Source organism: Cellulosimicrobium sp. GQ32 (genome assembly GCF_059758455.1).
Map to the genome: position 1 here is coordinate 132,325 of NZ_JCAXEP010000009.1, position 19,205 is coordinate 151,529.

Below are 19,205 nucleotides of genomic sequence, written 5' to 3' on the forward strand. Positions count from 1 at the left end.
GCGCGCGGGGGTGTGGTGCGGACCACGTCCCGGGCGCGGCGCGGACCGGACGAGACGGGCACGACCGGCGTCGGGCACGGGGACCGACCTGGCAGACTGTTCCCGGACCCACCCCGCCCGTCGTGGCCCGGGAACGCACCGGGCGCGAGCGTCGCCGGGTCCGATCCGCCTTGGTGTAATCGGCAGCACAAGGGTTTTTGGTGCCCTTGGTCCAGGTTCGAGTCCTGGGGGCGGAGCTCGTGCCACCGATCCTGAGGGGAACACCCATGGAAGCTCAGCAGGGAACCGACTCGACCGTCGCCCCCGCTGCCGTGATCGTCCTCGCCGCCGGCGAGGGCACGCGGATGAAGTCGTCCACCCCCAAGATGCTGCACACGCTCGCGGGCCGCAGCCTGCTCGGGCACGTGCTCGTCGCGGCGCGCTCGCTCGACCCGGCGCTGCTCGCCGTCGTCGTGCGACACGAGCGCGACCGCGTCGCCGAGCACGCGGTGTCGGTCGACCCGGACGCGGTCGTCGTGGACCAGGACGAGATCCCCGGGACGGGCCGGGCCGTGCAGTGCGCGCTCGCCGCGCTCGACGCGAAGGCCCACGCGCAGGCGCTCGTCCACGGCGTCCCCGACGGCGAGGAGGGGCGCGGCGTCGGCGACGGGCTGCAGGGTCCCGTGGTCGTGACCGCGGGCGACACCCCCCTGCTCGACGGCGGCACGCTGGCCCAGCTCCTCGCCGCGCACGTCGCGGACGGCAACGCGGTGACGATGCTGACGACGGAGCTCGAGGACGCGACGGGCTACGGGCGCGTCGTGCGCGACGGCTCGGGGGACGTGCAGCGCATCGTCGAGCACAAGGACGCGTCGGCCGACGAGCGCGCGATCCGCGAGATCAACGCCTCGATCTACGTGTTCGACGCCGCGGTCCTGCGCCGTGGGCTGGGCACGCTCGGCCGCGACAACGCGCAGGGCGAGGTCTACCTCACGGACGTCGTCGCGGCGGCGCGCGCCGAGGGCGGCACGGTCCGGGCGCTCGTCTCGGCGGACCCGACGATCGTCGAGGGCGTCAACGACCGCGTGCAGCTCGCGACGCTGCGCGCGGAGCTCAACCGCCGGATCCTCGAGGACTGGATGCGGGAGGGCGTGACCGTCGTCGACCCGGCGACGACGTGGGTGGACGTCGACGTCGAGCTCGCGCGCGACGTGACGCTCCTCCCGGGCACGCAGCTCCACGGCGCGACGGTCGTCGCCGAGGGCGCGACGATCGGCCCGGACACGACGCTCACGGACACCGAGGTCGGCGCCGGCGCGACCGTGACCCGGACGCACGGCTCGCTCGCGGTGCTGGGCGCGGGGACGTCCGTCGGGCCGTTCGCCTACCTGCGCCCGGGCACGGTGCTGGGCGCCAAGGGCAAGATCGGCACGTTCGTCGAGACGAAGAACGCGGAGATCGGCGAGGGTTCCAAGATCCCGCACCTGTCCTACGTGGGCGACGCGACGATCGGCGAGCACACGAACATCGGCGCCGCGTCGGTCACCGTCAACTACGACGGCGTCCACAAGCACCGCACGGTGATCGGCTCGCACGCGCGCACGGGCGCGGACAACATGTTCGTCGCGCCGGTGTCCGTGGGTGACGGGGCCTACACGGCCGCGGGTTCCGTGATCCGTCGTGACGTGCCCGCGGGCGCGCTCGGCGTGAGCGGCGGGCAGCAGCGCAACATCGAGGGCTGGGTCGAGCGTCGTCGCCCGGGCACGGCCGCGGCCGAGGCCGCGGGCGCCGCGCGCGCGGCGGACCCCGACGCGCCGCCGCTCGGCGCGCAGGCGCAGGCGCAGCTCGCGGACCAGAGCGCCGCGGCGACCGCCGAGCGCCCGACCCCGCCGCCGCCCGGACCGGAGCTCGAGCACACGCTCGAGGCGCTGCGTGGCGGTCGCCCCGCGACCACGGCAGACTGACCGCGTCCGGCCGAGACCTCCTCAGACCTACCCCGCACCCGGAAACACCACCGAAGGAACCCACTGGTATGAGCAGCACGATCGCCGGCAACGGGGAGAAGTCCCTCGTCCTCGCCTCGGGGCGCGCGCACCCCGAGCTGGCCAACGACGTCGCGCGGGAGCTGGGCATCGACCTGCTGCCCACGACCGCGTACGACTTCGCGAACGGCGAGATCTACGTCCGGTTCGGCGAGTCGGTGCGCGGCGCCGACGTCTTCATCCTCCAGAGCCACACCGCGCCGATCAACCAGTGGATCATGGAGCAGCTGCTCATGGTCGACGCCGCGAAGCGCGCCTCGGCCCGCACCATCACGGTCGTGCAGCCGTTCTACGGCTACGCGCGCCAGGACAAGAAGCACCGTGGCCGCGAGCCGATCTCTGCCCGCCTCATGTCCGACCTGTTCACCGCCGCGGGCGCCGACCGCCTCATGAGCGTCGATCTGCACGCCGCGCAGACGCAGGGCTTCTTCGACGGCCCCGTCGACCACCTGTGGGCCATGCCGATCCTCACGGACTACGTGCGCTCCCGCGTCGACACGTCGAACGTCACGGTCGTCTCGCCCGACGCCGGGCGCATCCGCGTCGCCGAGCAGTGGGCGGCGAAGCTCGGTGGCGGGCCGCTCGCGTTCGTGCACAAGACGCGCGACGTTACTCGCCCCAACCAGGCCGTCGCCAACCGCGTCGTCGGCGACGTCGAGGGCCGCGACTGCGTGCTCGTCGACGACCTCATCGACACCGGCGGCACGATCGCCGAGGCGGTGCGCGTCATCCTCGCGGCGGGCGCCCGGTCCGTCATCGTGGCGGCGACGCACGGCGTGCTGTCCGACCCGGCGGCGCAGCGCCTCTCGGAGTGCGGGGCGAGCGAGGTCGTCATCACGGACACCCTGCCCATCGCCGCGGAGAAGCAGTTCCCGCAGCTCACCGTGCTCTCCATCGCGCCGCTCGTCGCGCGCGCCATCCGCGAGGTGTTCGACGACGGTTCCGTCACCTCGCTCTTCGACGGCAACAGCTAGGGCGTCGCGGACGGTTCTCCAGGTCAGCTCTTCATGCGCCGGGCTACCCCGGCGTCTGCGTGGTGACGCTGGCAAGGGCGACCCAGGCGGGCCCCGCCTCGGTCCACGGCTTGATGCTGGAGTTGGTGGCGCGGACCCTGATCGCGGTCGCGGTGACCGGGGCGGTGGGGACGGTCCGGTACGTCCAGGTGAGGGGCAGGCGCGGGATCTCCTGAGGCACGGCCGGCTGGTGCGCCGTGCCGAGCGTGTGCCAGGTTCCCCCTGTTCCGTTGCGGTACTGGACCGTCACCGTCGCGGGCAGGACGACGGAGGCGTCGTAGTCCTCGAGCCAGGTCGTGGTGACCTCGGTGATCGTGCGGTTCGGCTGCCCGGTGCCGCCCACGAGGTCGACCTCGTAGGTGGTTCCCCGGATCGTGGGGTCGTCGAGGTCGGGCACGAGGGTCATCGCCCACCGTTCCGACCCGTTCCAGGTCGTGGTGAACGAGGCGGCCGACGTGAGGACACCGAGGTCCGCCCCGAGGGCTGCGGCCCCCCGGCAGGTGGTGCCGCTGCACAGACCCGCGGAGCGGTTGAGGTGGGTGACGGGCCGGTCCAGCGCCGAGTTGGTGGTGGTGCGCGTATGGACCTCGACCTCGTCCAGGAACAGGTACTGACCAGGGGTCGTGGTCAGGTGGATCTGCACGAACCGGGCGGTGCTCCTGTCCGCGGGTACGGGAATCGACTGCACGACCCGGTCCGCATAGCCGGATCCGGTGGGCGTCGTCAAGGTCACCGGCGGGCTCCACGTGTCGTGCCAGGCGTTGTCCGGGCCGGCGACACGGATCCGTGCCGTCCCGGGTGTCCTGATCGCTGCACCGGGCCGGTGATAGGTGCCCAGGGTGATGTCGGTCAGGTCGCGTTGCCGGGCGCCGAGGTCGAGGGTGAGGTACGTGCTGCCGGACGTGATGCGCCCCGTCCACGCGGGGTCGGACATGTACTGGTTCTCGGTCTGGCTCGTGGTCCTGGTCGCGGCCGTGCCGTCGGTGACGGACCAGGCGCGCGTCCCCGCGTACACGACGGTGCCGTCCGGGTTCCACGGGTCGTAGGTCAGGTCGGTGTCGGAGTTGTAGTCCTGCAACAGGTAGGGGGCGCGCGCCGCACCGTTGGTGCCGCCGTCGTCCATCGCCTGGGCCTCGCCGAGGAAGGCCCAGCTGCCGCCCTGCTGGTCCACGGTGATGAGGACGGCGGTGACGTTCTCGATCTGGGTGGCGGCCTGGTGGTGGTACCACTTGGCGCCCTTGGTCGCGCGGTCCGCGTCGGGCAGCCGTTGCGCACCCAGGTCGACGAGCCCGGCGTTCCCCGCCCGAACGAGCTGGACCTGCACCTTCGTGGGTGCGGACACGCCGAAGGCGGGATCGTGACCCCACTGGGTGTTCACCTGCCGCACAGGGACCCCGCCGGGGTGGACCGCGGTCAGGTCGATCCGGATCGCCCAGTAGCCGGAGGACTCCGTGAACTGGCCCTGCCAGCGCCCGTCGAACACGCCGTTCGTCGCCAGCACCGTGTCGGTCGCCGCACCCTCCGCATACGTGGCGGAGACCTTCGGGGCCGTCGGGGTGGCCGCGTGCCCGATGTCGCCGGGGGTGGCCACCGGATCGTCGTACGCCGGCGAGGGTGTCAGCTCGTCGGTGACGTTCCGCTCGTCGATCCCGTCTGCGCTGATCGGAGTCCCCGTGGCGGTGGAGGTGATCGCGTAGGGGGCGTTGCGGGCCACGTTGAAGTCGCCGGGGCCGCCGTCGCGCGCGGCGAGGGCGGCAGCGGTCCACGGCACCGTCACGGTGATCGCGCTCGCCGCCGGGGAGTAGGTGCCCCAGGCGTCGTAGGCGTACACCTGGTACGTGTACGTGCGGCCGGGCTGCATCTGGTAGTCCAGGTGTGTCATGCCTTCACCCGCCGCCGTCGGGGCGGCGTACTCCCCGACGCGACGTCCGTCGCGCAGCACGAGGTAGCCTGCGACCTTGCGGCCCGGGCTCGTCGTGCTGGTGGTGGACTGGTCCCACGTCAGGCGGACGGTGGTGGACTCGTCCTGCCCGGCCGCGCCGCTTCCGGTCACGGCAGCGAAGCCCCGGGGCGCGGACAGCGCGGTCGCGGGGCATCCTTCCCCGCTCGCCCACGCGGCGAACGCGTCCCGGAACAGCGCGTTCGTCCCTGCACCGTCATGCCCGGCCACGTCGTCGATGCGGTGCATCGAGAACGTGACCAGCGTGCTCGCACCGCCGGCCTTCATCGCCGCGAGGTTCTGCGCGTGGTTGCGCATGCCCATGTGGTCGATGCCCTCGTTCTGGTCGCGGTAGTTCTCCGCGTTGCCCCACACCTCGTTGCCTGCCTCGACGCCGGACGACCCGGCCGCGACGCGGGCCTCCTCGGTCCTGCCGATCCACCGGGCCAGGTCCGCCGCCGTGACCTTGCCCGACCCAGCGCCGTCCTGCGGCGCGACGACGGAGAGGTCGGTGGTGGAGTACGCGCGCTGCCACACGTCCTTCCACGCGGACAGGCGATTCTGCTCGGCCGTGCTGCCCGGGTCGTCGGAGTCCGCGGTGAAGAGCGGCGAGACGACCACCCGCTTCTTGCCCGAGGAGGAGACCAGCGCCTGTGACACGCCCTTGAGGTAGGTGTCGACGTAGGGGTGCGCGCGCTCGGGCGTCGGGCGATGGACGTGGTTCGCGTCGAACTGTGCGAGTTCGTAGCCCTCGAGCTCGTACGGCAGGTACCAGCCGTCGATCGTGCTCGCGTACCTCCCCTGGTACGGTCCCGAGGCCTTGCCGAACGTGTTCCATATGGCGTTCCCCGAAGCGACGGCGCGGTCCTTCTCTCGGGTCAGCCAAGTCACATTGCGCCATCCTTCTTCTGGCGCGGTAGGCGGCTTTTCGAACCACTCGCTCTCTGCCAGGCCGAGCCCGACGGTCACGGTCATGCCGTGCAGGCGGGCCGCCTCGAGGATGCGGTGGAGCTGGTCCCGCTCGGCGGCGAGAGTCGCCTCCGAGTACCCCTGACCTGAGGGAGTCTCCGGGTAGATGACGTCGCCGGAGGCGTCGCGGTTCGGGAAGTACGGCATGTGCGTGCCCGAGAAGTCGCCGCTGTAGGCGGTGGCCTGCACGATCACGGACGACAGCCCGGCGTCCTTGAGGCGCGCGAGGGAGGCGTTCCACGCCTCCTGGGTGAACGGGCGGTATGCCCCGTTCGTGTCGGTGAACCAGGCGAGGCGCGGCACCACGAACGTGCTCGACGGGCGGATCGAGCCGTGCCCGTCACCGTTCGCGGAGACGCACGCGGGCGAGGTGATCGCCGACGCTGCTGGGAGGCTCCCCGGAGGAGCGACGACCGACCCGGCCAGGACCAGCCCGGCTCCCGCGAGGGCGGCGAGCACCGCCGTCCACGACGACCGGCGCGCGCGCCGCGGCCCGTTCCTTCCGAGACCTGCCATCGTGCTCAGCTCCTTCGCTCGTGTCGTGACTCGTGGGCAGACCTGCCCTTGCAGCCCCGGTCCAGGCGCACCGCAACGCTGCGGTGGCAGGACAGCGGAGACCGGGGGTCAGGGTGTGGTCGTCGGGTGCTCGTTCTGGTGGCGGTGGCGTCGGGTGCGCAGGAGCCACGTCGTGGTGAGGGCTGCGGCGAGGCCGGTGGCGGCGAGTGCTGGGGTGGGGGCGAGGGGGACGTCTTGCAGGCCGATGTGCAGGTGGGTGCCGGTGATGTCGTAGCCCTGGTCGGGTACGGAGGAGTACCAGTACTGGCGTGCTCCCCAGGTGTGGTCGCCTGGTGGGACGTCGTTGATGGTGAGTGTCCAGGTGAGGGCTTCGTGGGGGACGGGGCCGGGTGCGGGGCGGGGGTCGGGTCGGGGTTCGGTGGCGAGGAGGGTGCCGTCGGTGTCCTTGATCTCGACGAAGGTTCCCAGGTCGCGGGTTCCGGTGAGGGTGAGGGTGTAGGTGCCGTGGTCGTCGGGGGTGATGGTCTCGACGCGGGCGGTGAACGGCGCGTTGCGCTCGTCGTAGAGGGTGCTGCTGCGGTCCTGGGTCCAGGCCGCTTCGGAGAAGTAGCCGATGATCTTGCCGTCCTTGACCTGGGTGAACTCGAACAGGTTCAACCCGGGGGAGACGAGGCCGGGCGTTCGTGTGCTTGCGCCCCAGGACCACTCTCCGTCGTTGTTGACCATCGACCCTCCGGATGCAGGGGCCTCGCTTGCGGAGTCGTAGTGCGCATGGAAGACCTGTGCTCCGGGAACACCGCGACCGAAGGCGTCGAGGTAGAAGAGGTCGGTGGAGCCGCCAGCATGGATGGTGTCGACGGTGAAGAGGGGGTCGTCCTGCCAGTGGTCGGTCCAGGTGTCGGGTGCGGCGGACGTGGCGGTGGCGGTGGCGGTGAGCAGGGTGGCGGCGAGGGCCGTGGTCGCCAGGGTTCGTGTCCAGCGGCCGGGGATCGTCCTGGACGCTCGGCGGGTGCTGCCGCCGTGGTGCCGTGCGTGCATGGGTGGTCTCCGTCGTCGTCGGGTGTGCGCTCTCCCTGCTGGACACCGGAGGAACGGGCCGATGACGGCGCGACGGCGGTGTGGTGGTGGGGAGCCGCTGCTCCGGAGCGGTTCCCACCCCCTTCCGGGTGAGGTCTTGCCTCCGGGGTGGTAGACGACCGGCACGACGCCGCGGGAGCGAGGAGCCGTCGGAGCTCGTCGCGAGGCCCGGGGCCAGAACGAGGAGTCGACGACGACGTGCTGTCCCTGCTTCACTCTTGCGACGAGCTTCTCCCGGGGCGCTCGGTCGACGGCCGGGCGTGCGCCCTCGTCGGTCGGGTGGTTCCGGTGCCCGAGGGCCCACGCCTCGCCGTCGAACGAGAGCACGACGTAGCCCTGGGCCCCGAGTCCACGCGCGGAGGTCGACTCCCCCGATCCAGCCGGACCGCACAGGAGGATGACCTGGTCCGTGCGTCTACCCGGTACGGCGCCTCGATCCCGACGAGGGAGCGCTCCGGGCGCTCTCCGAGGGCGTGCTAGGCCCGTCCCAGCCAGGTCGACCACCGCTCGCGGTCGGCCTGGTCGAGCCGGGTGCGCCCGAGCCGACTGCGGACGGCGGTCACGACGGCGGCCGGGAGCCTGGGGTGCGCGGGGTCGACCGACGTCACGTGGTGCTCGAGCAGCACCTCGGCGACATCGTGGCGGCCGCGCACCTCGGGGAGGTCCTCCACCAGGTGCGCGGCGGCCCGGAGCTCCGTGGCGACCTCGGGTGTGGTTCCGAGGTCCGTCGTCAGGGCGGGGCGGCGACGCGCGAGGATCCGCCCTGTCGTCGTGAGGCCGACGGAGCGCAGCGCGTCGGCGTGCCGCGCGAACGGTTCGACGTCGAGCAGACCGAGAGGTTCCGTGCCGAACTCGTCGAGGTACTCCTGCCGTCCCCGGTACGCGGCCAGCATGGGGTCCTTGTGCAGCCAGTCGAGCATCCCCGGAAGCTCGACCGCGCGGCGCAGGTGTTCCGTGGCGCGCCGAGCGTCCACGTCCTGCAGCGGTCGCCGGATCGCGTAGGTGCAGGCGAGGTTGTAGTCCCCGGTGGGAGTCGCGCAGAACCGCGGGGCCGTGGTGAGGGGCCCCGGCTCCTCGCCCGTCGCCCGGGTGTACGCGACCCGCAGGGCGTCGTGCTGCACCGAGTCGGGGTCCGGCGGGCCCGCCCGCGAGGCCGACACCCCTTCTCTGCCCGGGCCGTGGGTCGTCGCCTGGTGGTACATGGTCTCGGCGGCGTCCCGAAGCCTGTGCACGAGCGCGTCCTCGCGGCCCGCGGTGCGCTCCTCGCCCAGCGCCGCGAGGAGCTCGCGGACCGCTCTCCTGGCACCGGCGTCGAGGTGCCCGAGCGGGGGACGCGTGTCCCGGTGTGCGGCGAAGCATGCGTTGGTCGCGACGACCGCGCGAGAGTACAGGGCGCGCAGGCGCAGGGAGCGGTAACCGTCGAGCCCTTCCGTGCGACCGACGAAGGCGTCGAGCCACCGCCGGTACTCGTCCAGGTCTTCACGGGTGGTGTCGCGCCGGGCGGTGGCGTTGGCGAACGCGACCTGGGCGAGGTCGTTCGCCGGGTCGAGGCCCACCGCCCGTGCCAGGAGCGACCTCTTGTGCTCGGAGCTGGAGGCGAGGTCCGTCTGAGCGACGTAGTAGAGCGCGAGGCTGCGCCACTCCGTCGCGCCGCACAGCCCCTCGAAGCCGGGGTGGTGGCGCGAGAGCGTCATGAGCACGACGGCCGCGGCGGCACGGTGCAGGTCGACCTTCGCGGCGACCTCGGCTGCCTCGGGGCTCTTCGTGTCGGAACCGAGGATGCGGGTACGGTCCACGACGGCAGAACCTGCCGCTCGTCCGTTGCGCGTGACGACGACGGACAGGTGGTCCGGACCGGTCACCTCGACCCGGACGCGCCAGGGCACGGACCCGAGGAGCCACTGCACCACGGTCAGGGCCGCCTTGGCGAACGCCTGCTGCGGCAGCTCGGTGAGCGTCGATCCGCCCAGGGTGTTGATGTCGGTGGCCGTCGGGGTCTCGAGGCCCCGAGGCGGCTCTGCCCCGAGCTCGGCGAGGAGCGCGACGAGGTGGCCGCCACCGGTCCCCTCCTCGGACGACGACCGGCCTCCGCTGTCCGACGTCGTGTCGACCGTCAACCGCAGCCGGGTCGCGAGGACCGTCCCGGTCAGCAGCACCCCGAGCCCGGCAGCGGCCGCTCCGGGCAGCAGCGTGCCGACGAGCCCGAGCTCCACGACCCCGGCGACCTCCAGCACGATCGCGGTGATCCCGACGGCGCCGAGCACGATCGTGGTCGGAGCGAGCACCGCGAGGACGCGCGTCCACCCGGAGCGCAGCGCGGCGTGCGAGGGCTGGCCGCGGCGGACGTCGCGGGCGAGCCACCCTGCGGCGATCCCGGTACCCAGGGCCGCGAGCAGGAAGACGCCGGTGACGACGCCGCCGAGGCGCGCGTCGCCGGCAGACCACGGTGCGGTCGCCGCCGCCGGGCCCCAGACGAGGAGCACGGCGCCGGACACGAGGGCGACCCAGCCGGCGACGGTGGCCACGCAGCGTTGCCGGGTCGTCAGGACCGGCCAGTGCAGCGTGGTGGGCAGGGTCGCGCGGGCGAGGACGGCGAGCACCAGGACCGCGACCCCGAGGGCGAGCAGGGGAGCGCCGAGCGGCTCGACCGACTCCACGAACGTGCGCCACGCCCGGCCGACTCGCTCGGCGGCGGTCTGCGGCGCGTCCTGGAGCACCTCGGCGGCGGTGACGTTCTGCTCGTCGATCGCGAGCGCCTGCTCGGCCCGAGCCGTGGCCGCCGCCCACGACTCCGAGGACCCCGACGCCGGTGGCTCGCCACCGGGCACCAGGAGCCTCGCGTCGTCGGCCAGCTCCTGGGCTGTCGAGATCGCGGCGCCGGCCGCCGCATACGCGTCGTCGCACGCCCGGTCCTCGTCGGGCTCGGTCACCCCGCTGCCGGACGGAGAGCTCGACCGGTACGCGTCGATCAGGGTCTGTGCGTCACCGGGACGGGCGCCGTCGACCAGCACGAGCGCCTCGCTGCACGCATGAGGCGCGCGAGGTTCCTCGTCAGATGCGTCGGCCGATGCGGTGGCGCACGGAGCGAGGGCTGCGAGCAGCGCGGCCACGGTGATGAGGACACGGCGCATGCGGACCTCCGGCGCTCTGCTGTCGCGACGTGGTGCCCCCACGAGGAGAGTGGCAGCCGGGAGCCGTTCGTGCAGGGTCCGCGCGGGTGAATTCGGGGCGGCACGCGCCCACCCGTGCGAGCATGGCCGCCATGAGCGGATCCGGAGTGACCACCACCGGTCAGGGGGCGGTGACGGCGGCGCCGGACGTCGCCGTCGTCGAGCTGGGCGCGGAGTCGAGCGCGCCCGGCGTCCAGGAGGCCCTCGACCGCGCGAACGCAGGGCTGGCTGCGGCCCGCGACGCGCTCGTCGCGGCGGGCGTCGACCCGGCGGACGTGCGCACCTCGCAGACGTCGACGTGGACCGAGCAGCGCGACGACGGCCCGCGGACGACGGCGCGGCTCACCCTGCGCGCGACCGTGCGCGACGTCGCGGCGTGCGGCGAGATCGTCCGCGCCGCCCTCGACGCGGCGGGGCCGGTCGCGCGCCTCGACTCGACCAGCCTCGCCGTCGGCGACCCCGGCCCGCTCGCCGTCGCGGCGCGCGACGCCGCCTTCGCCGACGCGCGCTCGCGCGCCGAGCAGTACGCGCGGCTGGCGGGCCGCTCGCTCGGCCCGGTCGTCGAGGTCCGCGAGGACGCGGGCGGGCCCGGCCCGATGCCGCGCCTCATGGCGGCCAAGGCCGCGAGCGACGCGCTCGTCGTCGAGCCCGGCACCCAGGAGGTTCGCGCGAGCGTCACCGTGCGGTGGGAGCTCGCGGACTGACGCCGCGCGGCGCGGGACCGTGCGCGACGCACGTCCAGGCCGTGACAAAAGGCAGGTGTTCGCGACCTCGGCGCGCCGTAGCGTGAGGACATGCTCATCCTCGAGGACTACCTGCTGCTCACGCTCGACGACGTGACCGGGAAGGCCGTCGTGGACGCCTCGTACCGCGAGCAGGTCGCCGCGGGCGCGCTCCTCGTCGAGCTCGCGCTCCTGGGCCGTGCCGACCTGGCGGGCGACGGCGACGGCGGGCGCGTCGGCCGGATCGTCGTGCGGGACCCTGCACCGACGGGCAACGCGCTGCTCGACGAGGCGCTGACCGTCGTGCGGTCACGCGAGGGCTCGAAGCCCAAGGCGCTCGTGGCGCCCCTCGCGAAGCTCAAGCCGGCGTCCCGGGCGATCGGGTCGCTCGCCGAACGCGGCGTCCTGCGCCGCGAGGAGGGGCGCGTGCTCGGCATCTTCCCCACCACGCGCTGGCCGGCCGCCGACACCCGGCACGAGGACGGCGTCCGCGTCGACCTGTGGCGCGTCCTGGTCGACGGCGGCGCGCCGGACCAGCGCACGGCCGCCCTGGTCGCCATCCTCGCCGCGACCGGGCAGGCGGGCCGCGTGCTGGCCGCGGGCGACGGCCGTGGCGCTCCGGCAGTCGTCGACGGCGGAGCCGACCTGTCCGGGGCGCGCCGCCGCGCCGTCGACGCGCGCGCGAAGGAGATCGCGCAGCAGAGCTGGGCCAGCGAGGCGGTGCGCGCCTACGTGGAGGAGGTCACCGCGGTCATCCTCGTCGGCGCCACGGTCGCGGCGACCGCGGCGGCGACGAGCTGAGGCGCGGTCGGGCGGCGTGGCCGCCCGGTCAGGGGCGCCCGAGCGCGCGGTACGTCCAGCCCGCGTCGCGCCAGACGGCGGGGTCGAGCGCGTTGCGGCCGTCCAGGACGCGCCGGTGCGCGACGTGCTCGCCCAGCGCGCGCGGGTCGAGGTCGCGGTACTCGCGCCACTCCGTGAGCAGCACGACGACGTCGGCCTCCTGCGCCGCCTCCTCGACGGTCGCCGCGAACTTCAGCTCCGGCGCGGTGCGCCGCGCGTTCTCCACCGCGCGGGGGTCCGTGACGACGACGTGCGCACCCTGGAGGTGCATCTGCATCGCGACGTTGAGCGCGGGGGAGTCCCGCGTGTCGTCGCTGTCGGGCTTGAACGCGGCGCCGAGGACGGCGACGTTGCGACCGACGATCGACCCGCCGCACACCTCGCGTGCGAGGTCGACCATCCGTACGCGTCGGCGCATGTTGATGGAGTCGACCTCCCGCAGGAACGACAGCGCCTGGTCGACGCCCAGCTCTCCCGCACGGGCCATGAACGCGCGGATGTCCTTGGGCAGGCACCCGCCGCCGAACCCGAGACCGGCATTGAGGAAGCTGCGCCCGATGCGGGCGTCGTGCCCGATCGCGTCGGCGAGGACCGTGACGTCGCCCCCGGTGGCCTCGCACAGCTCGGCCATGGCGTTGATGAACGAGATCTTGGTCGCGAGGAACGAGTTCGCCGCGACCTTGACGAGCTCGGCCGTCGCGAAGTCGGTGACGACCTTCGGTGTGCCGTCCGCGAGGACGCTCGCGTACACCTCGTCGAGGACGCTCTCCGAGGTGCCGTCGTCCCCCGGCTCGACGCCGTACACGAGGCGGTCCGGGTGGAGCGTGTCCTGGACGGCGTGACCCTCGCGGAGGAACTCCGGGTTCCACACGAGGCGCGCCCCGGGCTGGGCCTCGCGGACGCGCGCGGCGAGCCGCGCTGCGGTCCCCACCGGGACGGTGGACTTGCCGACCACGAGGTCGCCGGGGGCCAGGTGCGGCAGGAGGGACTCGACCGCGGCGTCGACGTAGCGCAGGTCCGCCGCGTACTCGCCCTGCCGCTGCGGCGTGCCGACGCAGACGAAGTGGACCCGCGCCCCGGACGCCCGGGACACGTCCGTCGTGAAGGACAACCGGCCGCTGCCGACCTCCTGCTCGAGGAGGTGGGGCAGTCCGGGCTCGAAGAACGGGGCCTCGCCCGCGGTGAGCGCGGTGACCTTGTCGGCATCGACGTCCACGCCGACGACGTCGTGCCCGAGGGACGCCATGCTCGCCGCGTGCACGGCACCGAGGTACCCGCAACCGACCACCGAGATGCGCATCGAAGGTCCTCCGTAGGAGACGGTCTGGGTGTCGGCCCACGCTACTCCGCCGGCCGCGCCGGACGGCCGGCTCGTGGGGGTGAAATGACGGACACGGGGCACCAACCGGTCGCCGGGGACGCCCGCGGCGGGTGAACTTCCGAGCGGGAGGTCGCCCTCGGCGCCCCGGGAGTGGTTCGATTCGCCTGAGGGTGCGTGCAGGGGGCGGCGGTCACGCGGTGTCGCCGCAGTCTCGACGAGCACACGCGAGAAGCAGGACGCACCACATGCCGCACACACAGGAGCCTCGACCGTCCGGGGTCACGCGTCGGCGATGGGTCGTCGCGACGGCCGGCGCGGTGGCGGGTGCGCTCGCGCTCGTGGGCATCGGCGCGGCGCTCCCCGGGATCCCCGGCGGTGCCGGGACCTCGCAGCTCACCGACGTCGTCGGCGACACCGAGGCCGAGAGCGTCGCGATCAGCGGTGCCGTCGGCCAGGAGGTCGCGGCGAACTTCGACCCCGAGCAGTCCGGCCCCGAGGGACCGGACGCGTCCGCCTCGTCGATGTGGTGGCGGTGGACTGCCCCGACGAGCGGTCCCATCACGTTCTCGACGCACGGCAGCGAGCTCGACACCGTGCTCACGGTCTACCCGGGCACGGCGACGAGCGCACCCGTCGCGACGAACGACGACGAGGGTGACGTCCGGACCTCCTCGGTGACCTTCGACGCGACCGCGGGCGAGGAGTACCTCGTCGAGGTCTCCGCCAAGTCGCCCGACCCCGGGCTGCTGACCCTGTCGTGGCAGCCGCCCGCACCGGCGGCCGCGGCGCTCCCGGAGGAGCCCGCCGCGGCGGCGGTCACGTCCACCGGCATCCCCCTCACGGGGAACACGGGCGAGAAGCCCCAGTCGAAGCTCTGGTCCGCGGGCGGCACGTGGTGGGCGGTGCTCGCCTCGGCCAGCACGTCGCCCGCGGGCACGTGGGTCTGGCGGTACGACGCGGTCGCCAAGACGTGGACGAACGTCACGCGCATCTCCGAGCGCACTGACGTGCGCGCGGACGTCAAGGCCGTCGGCGACGTCGCGCACGTGCTGCTCCACGGGCCGACCACGACCCTCGTCTCGATCCAGCGGGACCCGCAGTCGAACACCTACGTCCCGTGGGCCTCGCGCGCCGGCGCGACGGCCGTCTCCCTGCCCGGCAGCGAGACCGCGACCATCGACATCGACTCGACCGGCCGCATGTGGGTCGCCTGGGACACGGCGAGCCAGGTGCAGGTGCGCTGGAGCGACGCGCCCTACGCCTCGTTCTCGGCACCGGTCACGGTCGCGTCGGGGATCACGGACGACGACATCGCCGTCGTCACCGCGATGCCGGGCAAGAAGATCGGCGTGCTGTGGTCCAACCAGAACACCCAGAGGTTCGGGTTCCGGACGCACGCGGACGGCGCGTCCCCCTCGACGTGGACGGCCGACGAGGTCCCCGCGGCGGGTTCCGCGCTCCCGGTCGGCGGTGGCATGGCGGACGACCACCTCAACGTCGCCGTGGCCGACGACGGGACGTTCTACGCGGCCGTCAAGACGTCGTACAACACCGCCGACAACACGGTCATCGGCCTCCTGGTCCGTCACCCCGACGGCACCTGGGACCCGTTGCGCGAGGTCGACCGGATCGGCACGCGCGGCATCGTCGTCGTCGACGACGTCACCGACCGTCTCCGCGTCGTGTACACGCGCAGCACGAACCTCGACGACATCCTCGTGAAGGAGACCTCCCGGCTCTCTCCCGACTTCTCCGGAGCGGCCGAGACGGTGCTCGACGGCTCGTGGAACAACGCCACCGCGACCAAGTCGAACGTCCCCGGCGAGGTGCTGGTGATGGCGTCCTCGGCCACGACGGCGCGTGCGGCGCGCCTCGCCTGGACGCCGGCCGGTGCCCCGACGGCGCAGGACTCGACCGTCGCCACGACGGTGGGCGGCACGGTCACCGGGAAGCTCGGCGCGCAGGCGACGACCGACGACCCCCTCACGTTCCAGGTCGTCACGCCGCCGACCGCGGGCACCCTGACGGCGATGGACCCCGTCACGGGCGCGTTCACGTATCGCGCCGGGGCCGTGAGCGGGCTCGACTCGTTCACGTTCCGCGTGGGCAGCGGCGGGCTGTGGTCGGCTCCTGCCACCGTGGGCGTGCGCGTCTCCTCCGCGGACGGTCTGGTCGGCGCCTGGAACCTCGACGAGGGCCAGGGGCTCGTGACCGCCGACTCCTCCGGGTGGGGCAACGGCGGGACGCTCGTCGGAGGTTCCTCGTGGGTCCCGGGCGTCACCGGCTCCGCCGTGCGGTCGGACGGCGCCACCGGCCTCGTCCGGGTCCCGGACTCTGCCGCGCTCGACGTCAGCACCGCTCTCACGGTCGCCGCCTGGGTGCGCCCCGAGCAGGCCGCGACCCAGTACGTCGTGAAGAAGGCCACGAACGACGCCGCGGACGGGTTCGAGCTGGCGCTCGCGAGCAACGGCAAGCCCTTCCTGCGCCTCAACGAGGACAGCTCGGGCGACACCTACCGGGTGAACGCGACGTCCTCCTACCCCACGAACGGCACCTGGGTGCACCTCGTCGGGACGTACGACGGGACGCGCATGCGGATCTACGTGAACGGCGTCGAGCAGGCGTCGAAGGCGGGTCCCGCGAGCATCGGCACGAACGCGTCCCCCCTGGGAATCGGCGCCGAGGGCAGCGGCTACCGACCCGTCAAGGGTGCGGTCGACGGGGTCCGCCTGTACGACCGGGCGCTCTCGGCGGCCGAGGTGACGACCCTGTTCCAGGGCGGGACGACGCAGCCCACGCCGGCCCCCGTCGCGCAGGACCTCGCGGTCACGACGGCGCTGGGCCAGCCGGTCTCCGGCACGCTCGCGGCCACGGTGCCCCAGGGCGCGACCCCGCAGTTCCAGGTCGTCACGCCGCCGACGCGCGGGACGGTCGCGCTGACGAGCACGTCCACCGGCGCGTTCACCTACACGCCCGGCGCCTCCGCGGGCGCGGACTCCTTCACGTTCCGGGTCGGTGCCGGCGGGCAGTGGTCGGCCCCGGCGACGGTCCGGGTGGCCGTGACGTCCCCGGACGGGCTCGTCGGTGCGTGGGAGCTCGACGAGGGCCAGGGGCTCGCGACGGCGGACGCCTCGGGCTGGGCGAACAGCGGTTCGCTGGTCGGCGCGGCCAGCTGGGTCCCCGGCCGGAGCGGGACCGCGGTGCGGTCCGACGGGGTGACCGGCTACGTCCGCGTGCCCGACGCGTCGACGCTCGACCTCACGACGCGGATGACGGTGGCCGCGTGGGTACGGCCCGAGCAGCTCGCGACCCAGTACGTGGTGAAGAAGGCCGCGCAGGGGACGACCGACGGGTACGAGCTCGGTCTCGCGAGCGGGGGCAAGCCGTTCCTGCGGCTCAACCACGCGTCGTCGGGGGACACGTACCGCGTCGACGCCACCTCGACGTACCCGACGGACGGCACGTGGGTGCACCTGGTCGGGACGTACGACGGGACCCGCATGCGGATCTACGTGAACGGGGTCGAGCAGGGCTCGAAGGCCGGTCCGGCGAGCATCGGGACGAGCTCGCTCCCGCTGGGCATCGGGGCCGAGTCCAACGGCACGCGGCCCACCAAGGGTGCCGTGGACTCCGTGCGGCTGTACGACCGCGCACTCACCGGCGCCGAGGTCGCGACGCTCTACTCCGGGGCGAGCGGCTCCGTGCCCGTCCCGGACCCGACGCCGACGCCGGACCCGACCCCCACGCCTACCCCGGACCCGACGCCGACGCCGACGCCGACGCCGGACCCGACGCCGACGCCGGACCCGACGCCGACGCCGACGCCGGACCCCACTCCGACGCCGGACCCCACTCCGACGCCGGACCCGACGCCCACGCCGGACCCGACGCCCGACCCGGGACCGACGGTCCCGGCGGGGGCGGTCGGAGCGTGGGGCTTCGACGAGGGGCAGGGCACCACGGCGGCGGACGGCTCGACCACCGGCGCGACGGCGTCGCTGCGCTCCGGAGCGACGTGGGCTGCGGGCCTCAGCGGCACGGCGCTGGGGCTGGACGGCGTCGACGACTTCGCGCGCGTCGACGACCGGGACGCCCTCGACCTCGCCGGCCCGATGACGGTCTCGGCCTGGGTGCGTCCCGAGCAGAAGGCGACGCAGTACGTCCTCAAGAAGGCCGCGCAGGGCGTGACCGACGGGTACGAGCTGGGTCTTGCGAACGGCGGGACGGCGTTCCTCCGGTTCAACCACGCGTCCTCCGGGGACACCTACCGCGTCGACACCACGACGCCGTACCCGACCGACGGCACCTGGGTGCATCTCGTGGGCACCTACGACGGCACCCGGATGCGGATCTACGTGAACGGGGTCGAGCAGGCCTCGAAGGCCGGGCCGGCCGCCGTCGGCACCAACGCGCTCCGTCTGGGCATCGGCGCCGAGTCCGACGGGACGCGTCCGCTGAAGGGTCGCATCGACGGCGTGCGGCTCTACGACCGCGCTCTGAGCGCCGCGGAGGTGGCGCAGCTCTACGCCGCGCCCGGGAAGTAGCAGAGGTCCCTGTCTCGGCTCCGTCACGGCTCCGTCACGGCCCGGTCTCGGCTTCGTCGCGGGTTTCGCGGGGGAGCCGAGCCCGGGTACAGTAGTCAGGTTGCCTCGGCGAGGGACGTCTGACGGCCGGCAGCGCTGGACCGGTGAGCACACCGGCGGCGCGAGACCGCGAGTGTCAGCCAGACCTGTTGGATCTCCGTTATCGACTGGGCGGTCGTCCTCCTGCGCGCCCGTCACACGTCCCGCGCCGACGCAGCCGCCCGTCCGGGTGGCCCTCTCAACCGTCCGGACAGCCGACCGCTCCCCACTGGTGGCCGGCCCGCAACGTTCTTCCAGGAGTGATCCACGTGTCTGAGATCAAGCTCGCCGCCGAGGCCCGCACCGAGTTCGGCAAGGGTGCCGCCCGCCGCGTCCGCCGCGCCGGCAAGATCCCCGCGGTCCTCTACGGCCACGGCACCGACCCGCTGCACGTGACCCTGCCGGGTCACGAGACGATGATGGCGCTCAAGCACTCGAACGCGCTGTTCTCGATCGAGCTCGACGGCAAGGCCCAGCTCGCGATCGCCAAGGACGTCCAGCGCGAGCCGGTCCGCAACGTCATCGAGCACGTCGACCTGCTCATCGTGAAGAAGGGCGAGAAGGTCGAGGTCGAGGTGCCGGTGCACGTCGTGGGCGAGTCGGTCCCCGGCACGATCCACCTGCTCGAGCAGCTCACCCTCGTGGTCGAGGCGGACGCCACGCGCCTGCCCGACGCGATCGAGGTCTCCGTCGAGGGCCTCGAGGCCGGCTCGGTCGTGTACGCGGGCGACGTCACGCTTCCGGAGGGCGTCACCCTCGTGACGGACGCCTCGGCCGACGTCCTCATCGTCAGCGAGCCCAAGGTCGAGGCCACCGAGGACGAGGCCGCCGAGGCCGCCGCCCCCGCCGAGGCCGCCGCGGAGTGATCCTCCCCGTCGTCGGCTGACGCCACGACGACCCGCGTCGGACGCCCGGTACCGTGACGGTGCCGGGCGTCCGTGCGCCCGCACCACCACTGCACCACCTCCCGCCGGCGCGCCGCCCGGGGCGGGACC

Annotated in this window: 10 protein-coding genes, 1 tRNA gene and 1 pseudogene; 7 read left to right on the forward strand and 5 right to left on the reverse strand. The window is 73.5% G+C overall.

All coding sequences use genetic code 11. From position 1 onward, the window contains the following. The first annotated feature begins 164 nt into the window (after positions 1-164). From AC6CH9_RS15295 to AC6CH9_RS15305, 3 genes are all read left to right on the forward strand, one after another. Positions 165-236: transfer RNA gene (locus AC6CH9_RS15295), tRNA-Gln, on the forward strand. A 30-nt stretch (positions 237-266) separates the two neighbouring features. Then, entirely contained in the window at positions 267-1,943 is a 1,677-nt protein-coding gene (glmU, locus tag AC6CH9_RS15300; RefSeq protein ID WP_498155656.1) for a bifunctional UDP-N-acetylglucosamine diphosphorylase/glucosamine-1-phosphate N-acetyltransferase GlmU, read from the forward strand. Positions 1,944-2,011: 68 nt separating this feature from the next. Further along, a complete protein-coding gene (locus AC6CH9_RS15305) occupies positions 2,012-2,995 on the forward strand; it encodes a ribose-phosphate diphosphokinase (RefSeq protein ID WP_053370151.1) in 984 nt (327 codons plus the stop codon). A gap of 43 nt (positions 2,996-3,038) precedes the next feature. On the opposite strand, the gene AC6CH9_RS15310 is transcribed toward AC6CH9_RS15305, so the two are convergent. From AC6CH9_RS15310 to AC6CH9_RS15325, 4 genes and pseudogenes are all read right to left on the reverse strand, one after another. Then, a complete protein-coding gene (locus AC6CH9_RS15310; protein ID WP_498155657.1) occupies positions 3,039-6,458 on the reverse strand; it encodes a DUF4434 domain-containing protein in 3,420 nt (1,139 codons plus the stop codon). Between the two features lie 108 nt (positions 6,459-6,566). Continuing rightward, on the reverse strand, positions 6,567-7,496 hold the full coding sequence (locus AC6CH9_RS15315; protein ID WP_498155712.1) for a hypothetical protein: 930 nt from the start codon (positions 7,494-7,496) through the stop codon (positions 6,567-6,569). 204 nt (positions 7,497-7,700) lie between these two features. Beyond that, positions 7,701-8,039, reverse strand: a pseudogene (locus AC6CH9_RS15320) (AAA family ATPase); the annotation flags it as partial. Beyond that, positions 8,012-10,546 carry a hypothetical protein gene (locus AC6CH9_RS15325; RefSeq protein WP_498155658.1) on the reverse strand — a complete coding sequence of 845 codons (2,535 nt, stop codon included), beginning with the start codon at positions 10,544-10,546 and terminating at the stop codon, positions 8,012-8,014. The pseudogene AC6CH9_RS15320 and the gene AC6CH9_RS15325, both read right to left, overlap by 28 nt. A 251-nt stretch (positions 10,547-10,797) precedes the next feature. Here AC6CH9_RS15325 and AC6CH9_RS15330 point away from each other — a divergent pair, with 251 nt between their 5' ends. Further along, positions 10,798-11,409, forward strand: coding sequence for an SIMPL domain-containing protein (locus AC6CH9_RS15330; RefSeq protein WP_498155659.1), 612 nt, complete (start codon positions 10,798-10,800; stop codon positions 11,407-11,409). A gap of 90 nt (positions 11,410-11,499) precedes the next feature. Then, on the forward strand, positions 11,500-12,228 hold the full coding sequence (locus tag AC6CH9_RS15335; RefSeq protein WP_498155660.1) for a GOLPH3/VPS74 family protein: 729 nt from the start codon (positions 11,500-11,502) through the stop codon (positions 12,226-12,228). Positions 12,229-12,256: 28 nt separating this feature from the next. Here the strand turns inward: AC6CH9_RS15335 and AC6CH9_RS15340 are convergent, their stop codons facing one another. Then, complete coding sequence (locus tag AC6CH9_RS15340; RefSeq protein WP_498155661.1) at positions 12,257-13,567, reverse strand: UDP-glucose dehydrogenase family protein; 1,311 nt, start codon at positions 13,565-13,567, stop codon at positions 12,257-12,259. A gap of 266 nt (positions 13,568-13,833) precedes the next feature. On the opposite strand from AC6CH9_RS15340, the gene AC6CH9_RS15345 reads away from it, so the two are divergent. Together AC6CH9_RS15345 and AC6CH9_RS15350 are read left to right on the forward strand one after the other, a co-directional pair. Then, positions 13,834-18,132 carry a LamG-like jellyroll fold domain-containing protein gene (locus tag AC6CH9_RS15345; protein WP_498155662.1) on the forward strand — a complete coding sequence of 1,433 codons (4,299 nt, stop codon included), beginning with the start codon at positions 13,834-13,836 and terminating at the stop codon, positions 18,130-18,132. Between the two features lie 347 nt (positions 18,133-18,479). Next, positions 18,480-19,076 carry a 50S ribosomal protein L25/general stress protein Ctc gene (locus AC6CH9_RS15350; protein ID WP_498155663.1) on the forward strand — a complete coding sequence of 199 codons (597 nt, stop codon included), beginning with the start codon at positions 18,480-18,482 and terminating at the stop codon, positions 19,074-19,076. Positions 19,077-19,205 lie beyond the last annotated feature (129 nt).

Coding starts and splice junctions, on each gene's coding strand:
- glmU (WP_498155656.1), top strand. CDS start 267: ATGGAAGCTCAGCAGGGAACCGACTCGACCGTCGCCCCCGCTGCCGTG.
- AC6CH9_RS15305 (WP_053370151.1), top strand. CDS start 2,012: ATGAGCAGCACGATCGCCGGCAACGGGGAGAAGTCCCTCGTCCTCGCC.
- AC6CH9_RS15310 (WP_498155657.1), bottom strand. CDS start 6,458: ATGGCAGGTCTCGGAAGGAACGGGCCGCGGCGCGCGCGCCGGTCGTCG.
- AC6CH9_RS15315 (WP_498155712.1), bottom strand. CDS start 7,496: ATGCACGCACGGCACCACGGCGGCAGCACCCGCCGAGCGTCCAGGACG.
- AC6CH9_RS15330 (WP_498155659.1), top strand. CDS start 10,798: ATGAGCGGATCCGGAGTGACCACCACCGGTCAGGGGGCGGTGACGGCG.
- AC6CH9_RS15335 (WP_498155660.1), top strand. CDS start 11,500: ATGCTCATCCTCGAGGACTACCTGCTGCTCACGCTCGACGACGTGACC.
- AC6CH9_RS15340 (WP_498155661.1), bottom strand. CDS start 13,567: ATGCGCATCTCGGTGGTCGGTTGCGGGTACCTCGGTGCCGTGCACGCG.
- AC6CH9_RS15345 (WP_498155662.1), top strand. CDS start 13,834: ATGCCGCACACACAGGAGCCTCGACCGTCCGGGGTCACGCGTCGGCGA.